18 protein-coding genes and 1 pseudogene are annotated in these 15,836 nt (G+C 68.2%); 12 read left to right on the forward strand and 7 right to left on the reverse strand.

What is annotated here, in order from left to right; translation table 11 throughout:
• Positions 1 to 409: pseudogene (locus ACFVTC_RS40020) on the forward strand (CHAD domain-containing protein); the annotation flags it as partial.
• A 411-nt stretch (positions 410 to 820) separates the two neighbouring features.
• Here the strand turns inward: ACFVTC_RS40020 and ACFVTC_RS40025 are convergent.
• On the reverse strand, positions 821 to 1,318 hold the full coding sequence (locus ACFVTC_RS40025) for a DUF2231 domain-containing protein (protein ID WP_390134328.1): 498 nt from the start codon (positions 1,316 to 1,318) through the stop codon (positions 821 to 823).
• A 686-nt stretch (positions 1,319 to 2,004) separates the two neighbouring features.
• Between ACFVTC_RS40025 and ACFVTC_RS40030 the strand changes: the two genes are divergently transcribed.
• The 8 genes from ACFVTC_RS40030 to ACFVTC_RS40065 are packed head-to-tail and all read left to right on the forward strand — an operon-like array spanning position 2,005 to position 5,786.
• Complete coding sequence (locus tag ACFVTC_RS40030) at positions 2,005 to 2,367, forward strand: gas vesicle protein (RefSeq protein ID WP_390134330.1); 363 nt, start codon at positions 2,005 to 2,007, stop codon at positions 2,365 to 2,367.
• A gap of 46 nt (positions 2,368 to 2,413) precedes the next feature.
• Positions 2,414 to 2,881 (forward strand): gas vesicle structural protein GvpA, encoded by a 468-nt coding sequence (locus ACFVTC_RS40035; protein ID WP_390134332.1) that lies wholly within the window; start codon positions 2,414 to 2,416, stop codon positions 2,879 to 2,881.
• Positions 2,882 to 2,889: 8 nt separating this feature from the next.
• Positions 2,890 to 3,603 (forward strand): GvpL/GvpF family gas vesicle protein, encoded by a 714-nt coding sequence (locus ACFVTC_RS40040; RefSeq protein WP_390134334.1) that lies wholly within the window; start codon positions 2,890 to 2,892, stop codon positions 3,601 to 3,603.
• 12 nt (positions 3,604 to 3,615) lie between these two features.
• Complete coding sequence (locus ACFVTC_RS40045; RefSeq protein WP_390134336.1) at positions 3,616 to 3,870, forward strand: gas vesicle protein GvpG; 255 nt, start codon at positions 3,616 to 3,618, stop codon at positions 3,868 to 3,870.
• Between the two features lie 21 nt (positions 3,871 to 3,891).
• A complete protein-coding gene (locus tag ACFVTC_RS40050; protein WP_390134338.1) occupies positions 3,892 to 4,320 on the forward strand; it encodes a gas vesicle protein in 429 nt (142 codons plus the stop codon).
• Positions 4,313 to 5,128 carry a GvpL/GvpF family gas vesicle protein gene (locus tag ACFVTC_RS40055; protein ID WP_390134340.1) on the forward strand — a complete coding sequence of 272 codons (816 nt, stop codon included), beginning with the start codon at positions 4,313 to 4,315 and terminating at the stop codon, positions 5,126 to 5,128. The genes ACFVTC_RS40050 and ACFVTC_RS40055 overlap by 8 nt, the downstream gene beginning before the upstream one ends.
• Positions 5,129 to 5,133: 5 nt before the next feature.
• A complete protein-coding gene (gene gvpJ, locus ACFVTC_RS40060) occupies positions 5,134 to 5,355 on the forward strand; it encodes a gas vesicle protein GvpJ (RefSeq protein WP_390134394.1) in 222 nt (73 codons plus the stop codon).
• Positions 5,352 to 5,786, forward strand: a complete 435-nt coding sequence (locus ACFVTC_RS40065) for a gas vesicle protein K (protein ID WP_390134342.1) — start codon at positions 5,352 to 5,354, stop codon at positions 5,784 to 5,786. The genes gvpJ and ACFVTC_RS40065 overlap by 4 nt, the downstream gene beginning before the upstream one ends.
• Positions 5,787 to 6,124: 338 nt before the next feature.
• Here ACFVTC_RS40065 and ACFVTC_RS40070 read toward each other — a convergent pair whose 3' ends face one another.
• The 6 genes from ACFVTC_RS40070 to ACFVTC_RS40095 form a co-directional block, all read right to left on the reverse strand.
• On the reverse strand, positions 6,125 to 6,598 hold the full coding sequence (locus ACFVTC_RS40070; protein WP_390134344.1) for a hemerythrin domain-containing protein: 474 nt from the start codon (positions 6,596 to 6,598) through the stop codon (positions 6,125 to 6,127).
• A gap of 304 nt (positions 6,599 to 6,902) precedes the next feature.
• Positions 6,903 to 7,067 (reverse strand): hypothetical protein, encoded by a 165-nt coding sequence (locus ACFVTC_RS40075; protein ID WP_390134346.1) that lies wholly within the window; start codon positions 7,065 to 7,067, stop codon positions 6,903 to 6,905.
• 5 nt (positions 7,068 to 7,072) lie between these two features.
• Positions 7,073 to 8,095 (reverse strand): DUF5914 domain-containing protein, encoded by a 1,023-nt coding sequence (locus ACFVTC_RS40080; RefSeq protein ID WP_390134348.1) that lies wholly within the window; start codon positions 8,093 to 8,095, stop codon positions 7,073 to 7,075.
• Positions 8,092 to 9,114 (reverse strand): phytoene/squalene synthase family protein, encoded by a 1,023-nt coding sequence (locus ACFVTC_RS40085; protein ID WP_390134350.1) that lies wholly within the window; start codon positions 9,112 to 9,114, stop codon positions 8,092 to 8,094. Before ACFVTC_RS40085 ends, ACFVTC_RS40080 begins: the two co-directional genes overlap by 4 nt.
• Positions 9,101 to 10,654 carry a phytoene desaturase gene (locus ACFVTC_RS40090; protein WP_390134351.1) on the reverse strand — a complete coding sequence of 518 codons (1,554 nt, stop codon included), beginning with the start codon at positions 10,652 to 10,654 and terminating at the stop codon, positions 9,101 to 9,103. The genes ACFVTC_RS40085 and ACFVTC_RS40090 overlap by 14 nt, the downstream gene beginning before the upstream one ends.
• A complete protein-coding gene (locus tag ACFVTC_RS40095; protein WP_390134353.1) occupies positions 10,651 to 11,991 on the reverse strand; it encodes a polyprenyl synthetase family protein in 1,341 nt (446 codons plus the stop codon). The genes ACFVTC_RS40090 and ACFVTC_RS40095 overlap by 4 nt, the downstream gene beginning before the upstream one ends.
• 258 nt (positions 11,992 to 12,249) lie before the next feature.
• On the opposite strand from ACFVTC_RS40095, the gene ACFVTC_RS40100 reads away from it, so the two are divergent.
• The 3 genes from ACFVTC_RS40100 to ACFVTC_RS40110 are packed head-to-tail and all read left to right on the forward strand — an operon-like array spanning position 12,250 to position 15,763.
• Positions 12,250 to 13,443 (forward strand): lycopene cyclase family protein, encoded by a 1,194-nt coding sequence (locus ACFVTC_RS40100; RefSeq protein WP_390134356.1) that lies wholly within the window; start codon positions 12,250 to 12,252, stop codon positions 13,441 to 13,443.
• Positions 13,444 to 13,469: 26 nt separating this feature from the next.
• On the forward strand, positions 13,470 to 14,204 hold the full coding sequence (locus ACFVTC_RS40105; protein ID WP_390134358.1) for a methyltransferase domain-containing protein: 735 nt from the start codon (positions 13,470 to 13,472) through the stop codon (positions 14,202 to 14,204).
• Positions 14,132 to 15,763, forward strand: a complete 1,632-nt coding sequence (locus tag ACFVTC_RS40110) for an FAD-dependent oxidoreductase (protein WP_390134360.1) — start codon at positions 14,132 to 14,134, stop codon at positions 15,761 to 15,763. Before ACFVTC_RS40105 ends, ACFVTC_RS40110 begins: the two co-directional genes overlap by 73 nt.
• Positions 15,764 to 15,836 lie beyond the last annotated feature (73 nt).

A 15,836-nucleotide genomic window follows, 5' to 3' on the forward strand; every position in this document is an offset into this window, starting at 1 on the left:
TACGGCCTCTCCCCCCCCCCCCCGCCGGCGGCCCCCGCCCGCCCCCCCCCCCCGCCCCCGGCCCCCCGGCAACGGAACGCGACATCGCCCTCCAGAGGCTCGCAAGGCGGCCAAGAAGACCCGGTATGCCACGGAGCCGGCGCGTGACTCAGTCGGCAAGCCCGCCGTGCGCCTGGGCAAACGGGTCAAGGCCGTCCAGCAGGTGCTCGGCGAACACCAGGACAGCGTCGTGGCCCGTGACGCTCTGCGGAAGGTGGCCCTCAGGGCGCACGCGGCCGGAGAACCCGGCTTCACCTGGGGTCTGCTGTACGGACGAGAGCAAGCCGCGGCCGACCAGGCTGAACGGGAACTGCAGCCCGTATGGGCCCGAGTATCACGGCGCGGCTTGCGGAAGGCGTTCACCGGCTGAGCGGAGAGTGCAGTCCATGAGGCCCGGGCTGATGCTACGAGCGTCGTTCAGGGACAGTAGAGAGATCGGTCGCCTGTGAGGTTCGCCGCCGCCTCCGGAGCGAGAAGGAATCCGACGTGGTCGCCGCCGTCGATCCGGCTCTCCACACGACCGACGAACCAGACGGATGTCCCGTCGATGATCACGGTTTACCCGGTCCCGGATGCCATGGGACATCGGTGAACTGGTCGGTCCCATCGCCGGTCTCACCGCCGGAAAGCCGGGCCAAAGGCCGGTGCGGCGAGGTGTTCGGTAGGAGTCGTCACGAAGCGGCGTTCCAACCCGCCCGCGGAGGGTCTCGGGCTGTATCGGAGGAAGTGGAGTGCCTGGGCGCTCCCGGGGAGACTCTGCCGCGCGAGTCAGATCGTGCAGCTATGCCGCGGGGCTCCCGTGCGTGGCGCGCCGGTAGGCCACGTGCCCGCCCAAGGCGCCACTGACCGCGACAGCCGTGAGGCCGCCCAGCGACCAGACTTTGCCCTTGCCGGACCGACCCCGGAGCCGCGCCGCCAAAGACGCGGAGTAGAAGGCCACCGCGACTACGTTCGTGAGCGCGTGGGCCAGCCCCAGGCGAGCCTGCTCGGGTGGGAGATCGGCCCAGTCGACCCAGCCGGCAAGGGCAGCCGGAGCGATTCCCGCGAGGCCTACGGCCGTGAGAACGGTGGGAGCGCTGCGGCCAGTCGGCGCGACGTCCAGGACGGTGGCCGACAACCAGCAACCGATCGGTACCTGAACCAGCATGGGATGCACAGGATGTCCCAGCGGCCTGCCCTTTAGCAGGTCGTGCACATCGCCCAGCGGCAGCGCGCGAATGGCACGCTGAAGGGTTCGGATCGCCGGATCCACCGCCTTGGCCCGTTCGAGATACGCCACGGTGGTAAGCCAGGCGGCCGACCCGCCCTTCGAGGCCGAGGAGCGAGCTAGCCTTCCGGGGACAGCGAAGAGGTGTGTGTTCATGAAGTACGCGTACCCCTCCTGACGTTTCCGTCTCAGCCCGAGACGGACAGGCGTTCCTCCCGTGCCTCACGGCCTTTGCCCATCGGCGCATACCCGGGGATATGGGAAAGCCGTACCCAGGAAATGGCCCTCGGGCCGCACGGAGACCTCGACGTCTTCACGGTGCAGGTCGTGAGAGCCGCTGTGTCGCCGGGGTGCCGAACGCCGGCGGCTTCGCCTTCTCCGCGTTCTTCGACATCCTGCTCTGCTTCTGCGACAGCGCCGACCTTCATGCCGCCAGGCCAATCCTGTTCCGTACGGCACTCCGGTGGCGGACCCGCGTACGCGATCCGTCCCGCGGCGTTTCCCTGGTCCTGTCGACGCCAGCTGCGATACGTCCTTCCTCTTCCGTCTGGACCGGCAGGGGTCAGACGGGCCGCGGACCGTCCAGCGCCTTTCAGTAGAGCTCGCGGCCACCGCAGGTGAGAGCAGAGTGGCCCGCCGTGTTCCTGCATCGCTACCGCTAGCAGCGGCCTATTGCAGACACACGCTTTCAAGAGTTTTGTGATGAAGTAGTACTTTTGGTCATGGCAGAAGGGCCGCTCCAGCGACGGAGTCAGAACATGCCCACGTCAGACAAGCGCGGCACGGAGAGTGGCAGCCATACTCCCCGCAGTGACGACAGCGCACGGCACGGCGGCACTGGCGACACCCGAAAGCCGGTCAAACGCTCGGCGGCCTGGGCCATGCGCTGCGCTGCGGGTCAGTTGGAGGAACTTCTCGGGCGCACCCCTGAGTCGGTTTCGGCAATCAGACCGACCGAGGACGGGTGGGAAGCCGACGTCGAGGTACTCGAACTGGAGCGAATCCCCGAGACCACCAGTGTCCTCGCCAGTTACCGCGTAACGCTGAGTGCGAGAGGTGAACTGCTGGCGTACGAACAGACGCGTCGCTACACCCGGGGACAGATCGATCGGCGCCGTTGAAAGGCGCGCCGCGAAACGCACAAGGGGGGCGGTGAGAGGAGGCACCATGACTGTGGTGCCACAGGGCGGAAGCAGTGTCTCCCGCGGCAGCTCGGGCAGCCTGTACGACGTGCTGGATCTGATTCTCGACCGCGGCCTGGTCATCGACGTGTTCGTCCGCGTTTCTCTTGTCGGCATTGAGATCATCAAGATCGACGCCCGCGTGGTCGTGGCCAGCGTCGACACCTATCTGCGCTTTGCCGAGGCGTGCAACCGCCTCGACCTCGAAGCAGGCAGCAAACAGCCCACCCAGCTCACTGATCTCGTCGGCGAGATCACCGAGGGCGGCGCAAAGGGCAAGTCCAAGGGGGCCCTGACCGGCGCGGCCGAGGCCGTCAAGGACAGCCTGACCGGCGGCCGCACCGAAGAAGGCGACGCCAGTGAAGACGATCAGGAGGAGCCGGCGTACGAGGAGGAGCCCAGACAGCGGCGGCGTCGACCAGCCGGCACCGCTTCCCGGAGGCGCAGGGAGTGACTATGCCCATGCCTGTCTACGTGTACTCCATCGCATTGAAAGACCACCCGATGAGGCTGGACGGCCTCTCTGGCGTCGGCGATCCACCCGTCGTACTACGTACGGTGAGCGCCGGAGGTCTGCGCGCGGCTATCAGCGACATGCCCGAGCACCTGCGCGCCCGGCGCCGGGACGTTCTGGCACACCAGGAAGTCCAGGAGCGCCTGATGGCCGACGGCGCCGTGCTGCCACTGCGCTTCGGCATGACAGCCGAGGACGAAGAAGCTGTCCAGACGGCACTGGTAGCCCGGGCAGCCGAGTACGAGGAACGCTTGCGCGTGCTCGAGGGCACCACCGAATACAACCTCAAGTGCACCTGGCAAGAGGAAGCCTTGCTGCGCCGGATCCTGCTGGAGTGCGCCGAGGCCCGCGAACTCAATACCGCCATCCGTGGCGGCTCCGGCTCCCCGCAGATGTCGCTCGCGCTCGGCGAGCTGGTCGCCCAGGAAGCCGGGGTGCGCGAGGAGGCTCTCGCAAAAGGAATCGTCGAGGCCTTTCACCCCTACGTGTGCGACGAGATCTTCTCCACCCCAGGCGGTCAAGATTTCCTCAGTGTCTCCTTCCTGGTTCAGGCGGACAAGGAGGAGATGTTGCGGGCCACAGGCATCAGTCTGGCCAATCAGCTCGGCGAAGACTGCGAGATCCGACTGCGCGGACCTCTGCCGCCGTACAGCTTCGTGTGAGAGGCACCGCTCATGGGCTTGCTGACTCAACTTCTCACCTTTCCGCTCGCGCCCGTACGCGGCGTGGGCTGGGTCGTCGACCGGGTGATCGACGCGGCGGAACGGGAGTACTACGACCCCGAGCCCGTCGAGCGTGAACTGGCCGCGCTGGAAAGAGCGCTGCTGGAGGGCCGCATCGACCAGGCGGTGTTCGATGAGCGAGAAGACCAGCTCCTCGACCGGCTGGAAGAAATCGCGGCCTACCGCCGGGGCGGCCCCGCGTACTGAGCTGGAATGGAGGTGTCTGCGATGTCGGAAACCCCTGCCGACCGACTCAGCACGTACCCGTCCCGGGCAGCGGCCCCGTACGGCTACGGCCAAGGCTCCTCGGCGAACCTGGCCGATATTCTGGAACGCGTCCTCGACAAGGGCATAGTCATCGCCGGGGACATCCGGATCAACCTCCTCGACATAGAGCTGCTCACAGTCAAACTCCGGCTTGTCGTCGCCTCCGTCGACAAGGCCCGGGAAATGGGAATCGACTGGTGGGAGCGTGACCCGTCGCTCTCGTCCCATGCGGGCGACAATGCCCTGGCCGATGAGAACAGAAGGCTGCGGGCGCAGATCGAGGCACTCAGGGATGAGCGCGCTCTGCCACCCGAGACGGGCTCCGCTGGCGGACGCCGCCGCACGCGACCCTCTGCCTCCCGCCGCAAGGATGAGGTGGCCGATGACTGAAACGGTCACCTACGCATACGCTGTGTTGCGCTCAGTTGAGGGCCTCGAGACGGCTCTCAGCGGTGTGCGAGGTGTCGCGGGGGCGCCGGTGCGCCTGGTGCCAAAAAATCCCGGAGGCGCACTGGCGGCTGCGGTCAGTGCGGTCCCCTCCGAGGACTTCCGGGAGGACGCCCTGCGTCGTCACCTGGAGGACCTGGACTGGCTGGAGGCAGTCGCCCGCTCCCACCACCACGTGATCGAGGTCCTGGCCGCGCACACCACGGTGCTGCCGCTGCGCCTGGCCACGGTGTACCTGGACGACGAGCGGATGACGGAGAAACTGCGGGCGGACGCGGACGCATTCGCGCGCGCCTTGAAGCGCCTGGCGGGCTACCTCGAGTGGGGCGTGAAGATTTATGTCGAGCCGCAGCCTCCGGAGGCCACGGGTTCGTCAGAAGTCGGCGCGGCGGAGGGGCTCAGTCCAGGCCGGGCCTATCTGCAGGCCCGTCGCTCCCAGCGTCTTGCGCGCGACGGGTCCTACCACTCGGCCCGAGAAGCGGCTGAACGAATCGAGGCCATCGGCATCTCCATGGCCGCCGGCCACGCCCGACACCGCGTTCAGCAGGGGGAACTCTCCGTCGGCGCAGGAGAGAACGTCGTCAACGACGCCTACCTGCTCGCGCGCGAGACGGCAGCTGACTTCCGGTCCCGGATCCTCGACGCGGTCCGGGATCTGCCGGATGTGCGGATCGACGTCACCGGCCCCTGGGCGCCGTATTCCTTTGCCGACCTGCCCCAGCAGCCCTCTGCGCCGGAGCCGGCGCCGTGAACACCATGGAGCAGTTCCCCGGGGCCGAGCCGCTGGCGCAGCGCCAGGTGGCCCTTGTCGACCTGCTAGATCGACTGCTCAGTGGGGGCGTTGTCGTCACCGGGGATGTGGTGCTGTCGATCGCCGACATCGACCTTGTCCGAGTTTCGCTTCGGGCTCTGATCGTCTCGGTGAGCGCTCGAGCCCCATCGCCGTGGACGCCGGTGCGTCCCAAGGAGGCGCCATGACCAATGCGGCCGCCGGTGGGTGTCCCGCGGTCCCGGACCGTCTGGCGGAGGTCGCCGACGCGGCGTCCCGGGCCTTTCGGCTTCTGCCCGCCCTGCACAGCGGCCTCAGGCCCGCCCAGACAACGGGGCCGTCGCAGCCCCTCCGCCGTATCCGCACCGACCCCGATACCGTCGAACGCGACCTCGTCAGGCTCGTCCTCACCCTGGTCGAACTGCTGCGGCAGCTCATGGAGCGCCAAGCACTGCACCGAGTCGACAGCGGGGACCTTACGGAGGAGCAGGAAGAGCGGCTGGGAACCACCCTCATGACCCTGCATGACCGTATGTCTGACCTGTGCGCCGAGCACGGCCTGACCATGGAGGACCTCAACCTGGATCTCGGTCCGCTGGGAACCCTCCTGCCACCGGCAAGCGCCAATTCGCGGTCCTGACCGAAGAACCGGTTGCCATGTGTCGGACTACAACTGCCCTGATGGAAGACGGATCCTTGCTCGAGGCCCCTGCCCATGTTGTGACTGCTGGAACGCGTCTGCTCTGGGCCGGATGGCCGGGGCAGCGGACCGCTTCGGCGGGGGCGAAGAGGACCGGCTGGGCAACGGCCAGCGCGACAACCCCCGCCGCTGCGGGCCGCTGCCCCTTGCGCTGCGGGCCGCGGTCATGACGGCCGTTGCGCACAGCCCAGCACAGGCGGCGACTCGACGGCCTGTGCGACCGTCTGGCGGCCGCCTCCTGAGATATGCGAAGGCCCGGGCACGCTGCCGGATCAGGGTTACTCGTGAGCGCTGGGGACAACCAGCGGGTCGCTGGGGGCGGTCTTCTTGGCCTTTTCCATCTGCTCGCCGAGTTCGGTGAGGCGGTTGCGTCCCATGGCTTTGCGGACCTCGGGGAACCACTCCTTCTCTTCCTCTTCGACGTGGTGACGGACGTTCTCGATCAGGACGGTCATCTTGGCGTCGAAGCGCTCGTCGGCGGCGTCCAGGTTCTTGAGCTCGGAGAGCATCCAGAGCACGACGTGGTGCTCTTCGACGCTTTCCAGGACATGGTCCTTGGTGTCCGGGGCGGCCTCTCGGGCAGCCGGGTAGAAGATCTTCTCCTCGATGAACGTGTGCGTGGTGAGCTCCTCGATCACCTGATCCGCGATCTTCCGCTTCTCGGCGTGGGCTTTCTCGCCGGCCTTCTCGAACTGCTTGAACAGCTTCTCAACCGTCTTGTGGTCGTCCTTGAGCAGTACGATTCCGTCCATTTTGTTCTTCCTTCGCGTCGGTCAGAAGGCGGTTGAGGTGCCCGCCTCGACGCCGTGTACCCGATTGAGAGCGTGGGAGTCCGCTCCGTGCGGCGGCGTGCTCCTCACGAGTGCTGTTCCTGCGCCGAACGCGCGTCCCGCGACAGCTCTCCAACCGGTTTGAGGTGGGAGGGCGAAGGAGACGAGGAAGCCGCTCACAGCGATGAGCCTGATGGCCAGGTAGGCGTCATTGGACGTCTACCGATCATGGTGCCGGCAAGCACGGTGAGGATCGCATCGGCAGGGGCCGCAGTGACCGCAGCGATCACAGCGGGTGAGAAGGATCGATGACCGAATAGCCTAAAACAGCGGGCACAGTAGTGGCCGCAGCCATCGCCGCCCAGAAGCCGAACACGAACCCGCAGGAGCAGCCGGCCTTCGGCATCCCCGCCGAACTCGACAGCTCCTCGGGGACGTTGCTGATGAACACTGCCGCTATGCGGGGAAGCGGCCTGTGGAGCGCAGCTGCCAGCGACGTTCCGCGTAGGCGAGGTCGTCGCGCCAGAGCCGTCCGGCTGCTGACCGGATGAGGGGGCGAAGGAGCGGGGCTGCTGTGCGCGCTGCGGTGAACCCACGGCGGTTTGAAGCAGCCACGATGGCCTCGATGATGGCCGTCCGCGGCCTGCCGTGGCTGTCGGTGCCGAGCGGTGTGGCGTGCGTTTCGACCACGGATCCCTGACCCTCGCCTTCGGTGATGTGCATGGCGACTGTGCGGGGTTCCGGAGTGGTGAACACGGCGCGTACCGGTACGACGAGTCGACTGGCCAGTCTGAAGGAGACTTCGACGGTGAACCCGCGGTCGCCACCCGCACCCTTCTCCTTGAGTGCGGGCACGTCGACGACGGTGAGATCGACGAAGGAGTAGGGGTGGAACCAGGCTCCGTGCCATGGGTCCAGCCGGTTGGCGACGATGTCCTCCGGCTCACAGTTGCCGATGCCTGTGTAGATGGCCGACAGCGCCTCGGTGAGTGGGGGCCGGGTGGGGACGACGGGCGCACCCAGTGGAGACTCGCCGCCCAGGCTGTCGAGGCGCACCCACACCAGGAGCCCGTCGTCGTGAACGGGCCACGGTTCCCAGCCTGCGAACGGGGTTCCCTTGAGGGCGAGTCCGTGCCAGTGGCAGACGAGAGTGCCGCAATGTACGGGACTGTCACGCAGGGGTGCGCCGAGGTGGGGGCAGATTCCGGGGCCGCCGACGAGGCCGCCGTCGGCCGCGCGCCATACGACGACCTCCTGACCTTCGATGGTGCAGGCCAGGGGCTTGTTCTTTGCGATGTCATCGGTGGCGCCGACGACGTACCAGTTGCCTGAGGGGCGACTCTGGGCGCGTTTGAGTGCTTGCGCAATCACGGCGGGCCGGGCCTCAGGCCAGGTCGGGCGTTGCTGCTCCCAGGGAACGGGCTGCCGGCGCAGTGACAGGGGGAAGCGTTTGCGCGAGGTGGGGCGGCCGTAGCTCATGCGACCTCCACGGGAACCGGCTCGCAGCGTCTGGGGGGCGGGCGACGTGGTCCCTTGACGTCCTGGGGAGCGGCTCGCCGCGCGCTGCGGGTCGTGGCGCGGGCTGCAACGATGCGGACCAGGCCGTCGAGGGCGACTGCAGTCCTGCGTCGGCGGGGTACCACGGCACGGCGGTGGACGGCTGCGTAGCCGTCGTCGGCGATGGCATCGAGGATCGCGGCGTACAGCACGAAAGCGGTGCGGATGCACGGGCGGCTCACGGGGTCGAGCATGGCGATCCCCGGTGCCGCCTCACGGTAGATCCCCCGGGTGAGGAGTTCGGCGGACTTCAGAGCCGCTGTGATCCGGTGGTCTCGGCGGCCGGTGTTTCTGCTCCACTGAAGGCGCTCCCGGTCGACGTCGTGGGCTGCGAGCAGATCTGCGGGCAGGTAGACGCGGCCGCGGTCGAGGTCTTCACCCACGTCGCGCAGGAAGTTGGTCAGCTGGAAGGCGACGCCGAGCGCTGCGGCATGCGGAGCGGCCTCTTCGCGGGGCACCGTGGTGCCCAGTACCGACAGCATCTGCAGCCCGATGACCGCGGCCGAGCCGTGCATGTAGATCCCCAGATCCTCATAGGTGGCGTAGTCGGTGACCTCGAGGTCGCTGCGCATGGACGCCATGAAGTCGACGAAGTGACGATGGTCGATGCGGTAGCGGCTGGCGGTGTCGGCGAGTGCCAGGACCACCGGCTCGGCACTGTCTGCGTCCCGTAGCCCTCGCTCGAGGTCGCTTTGGAGGCGAAGGAGGTCCCCTGTGCGCTGTTCGGGCGTGTGCGTGGTGTCGAGGGAGTCGACGATGTCGTCTGCCCACCGCGCGAAGCCGTACAGGGCGTGCACGGCCGGCCTGCGTTCGACGGGCAGGAGCCGCGTGGCGAGAAAGTAGGTTTTGCCGTGGCGGGCGTTGAGCTGTCGGCAGTGGGTGTATGCGCTGCGCAGGGCCGGCTCGTGGATGCCGGCCGCGTCGAGCTCACGGTCGCTCAAGATGACGTTCCTTCGGTGGGGGGAAGGGGGCGGTGCGCGGACGGCGGGCCGTGCGGGCTGTGAGCCCGGTGATGCGGGCCGCAGCGAGTTTCCCCGACAACAGGACGGTGGGCACCCCGACACCGGGCGTGGTGCCGCAGCCTGCCAGGACGGCGTTCTCGGTGCCGCGGACCAGGTTGCGGGGGCGGAAGGGGCCGGTCTGCGTGAAGGTGTGGGCGGCTGAGAAGGGTGTGCCTGCCGCGTGGCCCTGGGCGTGCCAGTCGGCGGGCGTGACCAGGCACTGCTCGGTGATGCTGGAACTGATGCCGTCGAAGCCGCGCTGTTCGAGCTCCTTCAGGATGCTGTCGCGGTAGCGCGGGGCGAGGTCGCCCCACTGCGCGGCGTCGGGTCCGATGTCGGTGTTCGGGCAGGGAGCGAGGATGTAGTGCAGGTGGTGGCCGGGCGGCGCAAGGCTTGAATCCGACGCGGTCGGGCGGGTGATAAGGAGCGAGGGGTCGCTCATCAACTGTCCCGTGCGGGTCAATTCATCGAAGGTGCGGCTCCACGCAGCCCCGAAGGACAGGGTGTGGTGGGCGAGGCCGGGCCAGGTTTTGTCGGTGCCCGCGTGCAGGACGACGGCGGACGGCGAATGCCGGATCGCTACAGGCCGGCGAGGTGTGTGGCCCAAGAGGTCGTAGGCGATGGGCAGGTCGGGGGTCAGGACGACCGCATCACACGGGATGCGTTCTTGGCTGGTGACGACCGCGGTGATGCGGCTGCCGGAGCGCTCCAGCCCGGTGACGTCCTGCCCGAAGCGGAACCTTGCGCCCGCCTGAGCTGCTGCGTCGGCCATGGCCTGGGGGACGGCGTGCATGCCGCCCCGGGGGAAGTACACGCCGGCGACGGTGTCCATGTAGGCGATGACGGCGTAGGCGGCCAGGGCGCGGGCGGGCGGAATGCCTGCGTACAGGGCCTGGAAGGAGAAGACGCGGCGCAGACGCTCGTCGTGCAGGTAGCGTCCGATGCGCGAATCCAGCCTGCCGAAGCCGCCCAGGGCTGCCAGTCGGGCGAGATCGGGGGTCAGGAGTTGAAAGGGTGAGTCGAAGTTGGCGTCGATGAAACCGCGCATCTGAGCCTGGTAGAGCCGAGTGAGCCAGTCACGCAGGCGCCGGTAGCCGGCGGCCTCATCGCCGCCGGCGAAGCGTTCGATCTCCGCCTCCATGGCTGCAGCCTTGGTGTGGACGTCGATGCTGCTGCCGTCGGCGAACTGGGCGCGGTAGGCGGGGTGAAGGGGGATGAGTTCGACGCGCTCACGCAGGGAGTCGCCCACCGCGGCGAAGGCTTCGTCGGCGATGTCAGGCATGGTCAGCACCGTAGGGCCGGTGTCGATGCGGTAGCCGGCGCGCTCAAGTCGACCGGCGCGGCCGCCAGGAAGTTGGTCACGTTCGACGACCGTGACGCGGCGATTGGCGCCCAGCAGGTGCAGTGCGGCGGATAGCCCGGAAAGACCGGCGCCCACGACGACGACATGGTCCGTGGGGCCGGGAATCGTCCTGCTCATCGGCTGGACCCCTCGGCGCCGACGCTGAGCAGCGTGTCGCAGGCGTCTGGGCTGTCCGCAGGCGGGTTGTGGGGCGGACGGATTCCCGTGGCGGACTGCATCAGGTCGCGCAGGCGCCGTCGCCCGTCGTCTTCGAGCGCCGCCGCCTCGAGATGGCGCGCTCCCTGTGCGGCCAGCCTGCTGATCTTGGCCTCCACCTTCGCCCGTGCACCGATGGAGACGAGGACCTCGCGCACTCGGGCGAGAGCGTCCTCAGACAGGCCGGCGCAGCCGAGCGAACTCTTCAGTACCCGAAGCGCCCGGCGGTCGTCCCGCGCCTCGGCACGGGCCTGCGCGACGGCGATGAGATAGGTGGGCTTGCCTGAGCGGATGTCACCTCCCGGCGGTTTGCCGCTCTGCCCCGCGCTGCCGAAGACGTCCAGCAGATCGTCGCGCAGCTGGAAGGCGATGCCGACGCACCGTCCGGCCGAGCACAGGGATCCAGCCGTGGCATCGTCCGCATCTGCCAGGGCGGCGCCGAGAGCCAGCGGCCGCTCGACGGAGTAGAGAGCACTCTTGAGGCAGGCAGCACGAATGGCAAGGGCCAAGGAACGCGACGAGGTGGCCTGGCCTTGAATGTCGAGGTACTGACCGGCGACCATCTCCATGCGCATCGCACTCCACAAGGCGCGCACCCGCCGCCCGCGACTGGCAGAGAGCTCTGTCTCGGCGAGTACGTCGTCCGCCCAGGCAAGCGCCAGGTCCCCGGCGAGAATGGCTGCCGACTCCCCGAAGCGCTCCCGCTCGCTTAAGAGCACGGCCCCCGCGTACTGGTCCGCGACATCCGCGTGCAGAGCAGGCAGCCCGCGCCGCAGCCGGGAGCCGTCCATCACATCATCGTGAACGAGCGCGCAGACCTGAATGAGTTCAAGAGCGGAACCGACACGCAGAGCGCTCTGCGCTTCGGCCGCCCGGCCTCCGCACGCCCGCTGCGCCCACCACAGAAACTGGGCTCGCGTGCGCTTACCGCCGACCAGAGTGAAGCGGGCGACGCGATCGGCGAGATCGTGAGCGAACACCGGGTCGAGGGCAGTCGCCTGGCGTGCGCGCTCAGCCAGTAGGTCCGCGAGGTAGCGCTCCACGGCTGCGGGAACATCCGCGTCGATCACCGTCACCTCGTCAAAGCCGGCCTCAGCGGGTGTGGGGGAGCGGTCACTGTCGCCGACCCGGGCATGCGGGTGGGGGGAGGGCCCTGGCCGAAGCCAGTTCTCGGCGAATGCATCCTCCCGCCGGAGAGCGTGCGCCGAACCAGCGGGTGGTTCCACCGCACGATCGTCATTCGGCTTGCTGGGACGCATCCCGGATCCTCTCGTCGTGATCGCTTGGCCTCTCCATACGCTTTCCGCGCCGATGACGGTCACGGATGCGCCAGCCGAGGGAAACCGCAGGCGCCGCCGGCAGCCCGAGGGCTGAGTCCGGCATCCGATCGGTCGACGGATCAGTACCACCGGCACCTACAACGCGACGAGTTCTCAGCGCGTCCTGCATCCGGATGGCCCTGTCAGCGGGAATGCTTCGATGACGTGGACCGGGATCTACTGGAGAGGGGAACGTTCGTGCCCAGGGCGGATGTCGCCATCGTGGGCGCGGGCGCCGCGGGACTCTCCCTTGCCTATCTGCTGTCCGACCCGCCGCCCGGCGGCCCCCGGCTGTCGGTGCTCCTTATCGACGCTCCACCCGGCCCCCTCCGGTCCCCGCCCCGGACTTGGTGCTTCTGGGAGCACACCCGGACCTGGTACGACGACGCCGTGACTGCGTCATGGCAAAATCTGCGCGTTCACACCGATGCCGGACGCATGATCACGAGTCACATCGCACCCCTCCGCTACAAAATGATCCGCTCGGACACCTTCGAAAGCCTGATCGCGCACGCCCTCACACACAGCGAGAACGTGCAACGCCTCGAGGCAACCGTCGAAATGATCGAAGGCATCACCGGCGGCGCCCGGATTCACGGCCGGGCCAGGAACGGGACGGCGCTGGACGCGCATGCTCGATGGGTTTTCGACTCCCGCCCCCTCGGCAGCCTCCCCGCCGCCCGCACGACGTTGCTGCAGCATTTCCGAGGCTGGTTCATCGACTCCTGCGAGCCGATCTTCGACCCCGGTACGGCCGAACTCATGGACTTTCGGACACAGCAGCCGGCCCTCGGCCTCTCCTTCGGTTATGTCCTGCCCACCAGCCCCACACAAGCCCTCGTGGAGTACACCGAGTTCTCGCCCCAATTGCTGTCCCCGCAGGGCTACGAAACCGCCCTCACCCATTACACCCAGCACATTTTGGGCCTGTCCGACGTCACCGTCACATCGACCGAGACGGGCGTTATCCCCATGACCGACGCACCCTTCGCCCGGCAGACGGCACCGTCGATTTTCCGGATCGGCGCAGCAGCGGGGGCGACACGCCCCTCGACCGGTTACACCTTCGCCGCCATCCAACGACAGGTCCACGCCGTCGCCGACGCGCTTTTGTCCGGGCGTCATCCGCTTCCGCCCTCAGCGCATTCCGCCCGTTCTCGCGCGATGGACGCCGTCATGCTCCGTGCCCTGGGCAGCGGACGCGTCGATGGCGCCGCCTTCTTCACCCGTCTGTTTACGCAGGTCCCCATGGAGCGCCTGCTGCGCTTCCTCGATGGCCGCACCCGACTCCACGAGGACCTCGCGGTCGGGATCCACACTCCCGTGCTGCCCATGCTCCGCTCCGCGGCAGAGCTGACCTACTTGCCCCGCCGCCCCTTCCCTGGCCAGTAACCCCTCACCAGACCCTAGGAGACCGCATGACCTTGCTGCGCGACGCGGAGCTGGCCGCCGCGTTCGACCACGCCGCCGGCAGCTACGACACCCTGGTGGCAGCCAACCCCGGCTATCACTCACATCTGCGCCGCTCCGCGCGCCGCCTGGGCCTGGAAGACGGTGGGCGCGGCCTGCGCGTACTGGACCTGGGCTGTGGCACGGGGGCATCGACCGCTGCACTCGCAACCGTGATCCCCCATGCCTCCATCACGGCCGTCGATGCCTCCGTCGGCATGCTGGAGCGGGCCGCCGCGAAGGCATGGTCAGCCAATGTCACCTTCGTGCACGCCCCGGCGGAACAACTGGCGCAGGCAGGCGTCGACGAGGCTTACGACGCGGTATTCGCCGCCTACCTGTTCCGTAACGTCGCCGATCCCGACAGCGTGCTCGCCTCAGTGCGCAGCCTGCTGGCCCCTGGCGGCCGCCTCGCCGTCCACGAATACACCCTCAGCGGCCGGGCCGACCACCGCGCGGTATGGGCAGCCGTCTGCGGCGGCATCGTCCTGCCCATCGCCACCGCTCTTGGAGATGGCCGGCTCTACCGCCACCTGTGGCGCAGCGTCGTCGAGTTCGACACAGCAGCGCAATTCGCCGGCCGCGTCCACGCAAACGGATTCGACAGCGTGCGGGTACTGCCCCTGCCGGGATGGCAGACCGGCATCACGCACACCATCACCGCCCGACGGCCCGCTACCGACGAAAAGGCTGGCGAGCAGTGAGAGCCTCGCGGCGCCAAACGGTCGCCCGACGCGGCAGAGACCGCCGAGCCCACCTGCTGGCTCCCCAGCCAGGCGCGGCACGCGCGGACAGCGCACGACCGCCGACCACGGCGGTCGTGGGCGGGGGCATCGCCGGCCTGGCCGCGGCGACCGCCCTGGCCGAACGCGGCGTGCAAGTCACCCTCTACGAACGCCAAGCGTCCCTCGGAGGACGCGTAGCCGGCTGGCCGACCACCCTGCACGACGGCACCCCAGCCACCATGAGCAGAGGCTTCCACGCCTTCTTCCGCCAGTACTACAACCTCCGCGGCCTCCTGCGACGGACCGACCCAGCACTGGACAGGCTCACCGGGCTCGCCGACTACCCCCTGCAGCACAGCGGGGGACTGCACGACAGCTTCCGCAACGTCCCCCGCACCCCACCATGGAGCGCCATCGGATTCGTCGCCCAGAGTCCCACCTTCACCCTCCGTGACCTGCGCCTCATGAACCCTCTCGCCGCCTTGCCCCTCCTCGACGTCCGGGTACCCGAGATCTACGAGCAACTGGACGGCGTCAGCGCACACGACTTCCTGCAAACGATCCGCTTCCCGGAAGCAGCCCACCACCTCGCCTTCGAAGTCTTCTCCCGCAGCTTCTTCGCCGACCCCAGGCAACTGTCAGCCGCCGAGATGGTCCTGATGTTCCACATCTACTTCCTCGGCTCCTCCGAAGGACTCCTCTTCGACGTCCCCAACGAGCCCTTCCCCGAAGCTCTTTGGGACCCCCTCAGCACCTACCTGCAGAGCCACAAGGTCGACATCCGCCTCTCGACTCCCGTCGAGACGATCGCTCCCACCAAAGACGGCGGCTTCGTCATCACCACAGACGAAGACCAACGCCACGACACCGTCGTACTGGCCCTGGATACCGCAGGCCTGCAGACCATCGTCAGCCACTCACCAGCACTCGCAGATGCACCATGGCGTCAGCGCGTGGCACAGCTGCGGACCGCACCCCCCTTCCTCGTCTCACGACTGTGGCTTGACCAGCCAGTGGCCGCCGACCGCCCCGGCTTCCTCGGCACCAGCGGATACGGAACCCTGGACAACGTCAGCATCCTCGACCGGTGGGAGAGCCAAGCCGCCCACTGGGCTGGCCGCACCGGCGGTTCCGTCGTGGAACTGCATGCTTACGCCCTTACGCAGAACACAGCCCGCGACGTTGAGCAAAAGAGACTGCTCGCGCAACTGCACACCCTCTATCCGGAAACGCGCTCCGCCACCGTGGTCGACGAGCGCCACGAATGGAGCACCGACTGCCCGCTTTTCCCGGTCGGCGGATACACCGACCGACCCCCGACCCGAACCAGCCTCCCCGGCCTGGTGATCGCCGGAGACCTCGTTCGCACCGAACTACCGGTGGCCCTCATGGAGCGTGCGGCGACAAGCGGCTTCATGGCGGCCAACGCCCTCCTGGAACGGTGGCACATCCGCGGCCAAGCGCTGTGGACGGTACCTCGACAGGGCCGCAACGCCGCGCTGAGAGCCCTCGCAAGGACAGCAAAGCGGGCCGGATGATCGTCACGCCGAGAGTTTCGACCGGTGGTGAACCGGGCCCCGGGGTCGGCCCAGGAGCCGGGGCCCGGCTCGC

This window comes from Streptomyces sp. NPDC057950, assembly GCF_042887295.1.
Taxonomy (GTDB): domain Bacteria; phylum Actinomycetota; class Actinomycetes; order Streptomycetales; family Streptomycetaceae; genus Streptomyces; species Streptomyces kaempferi.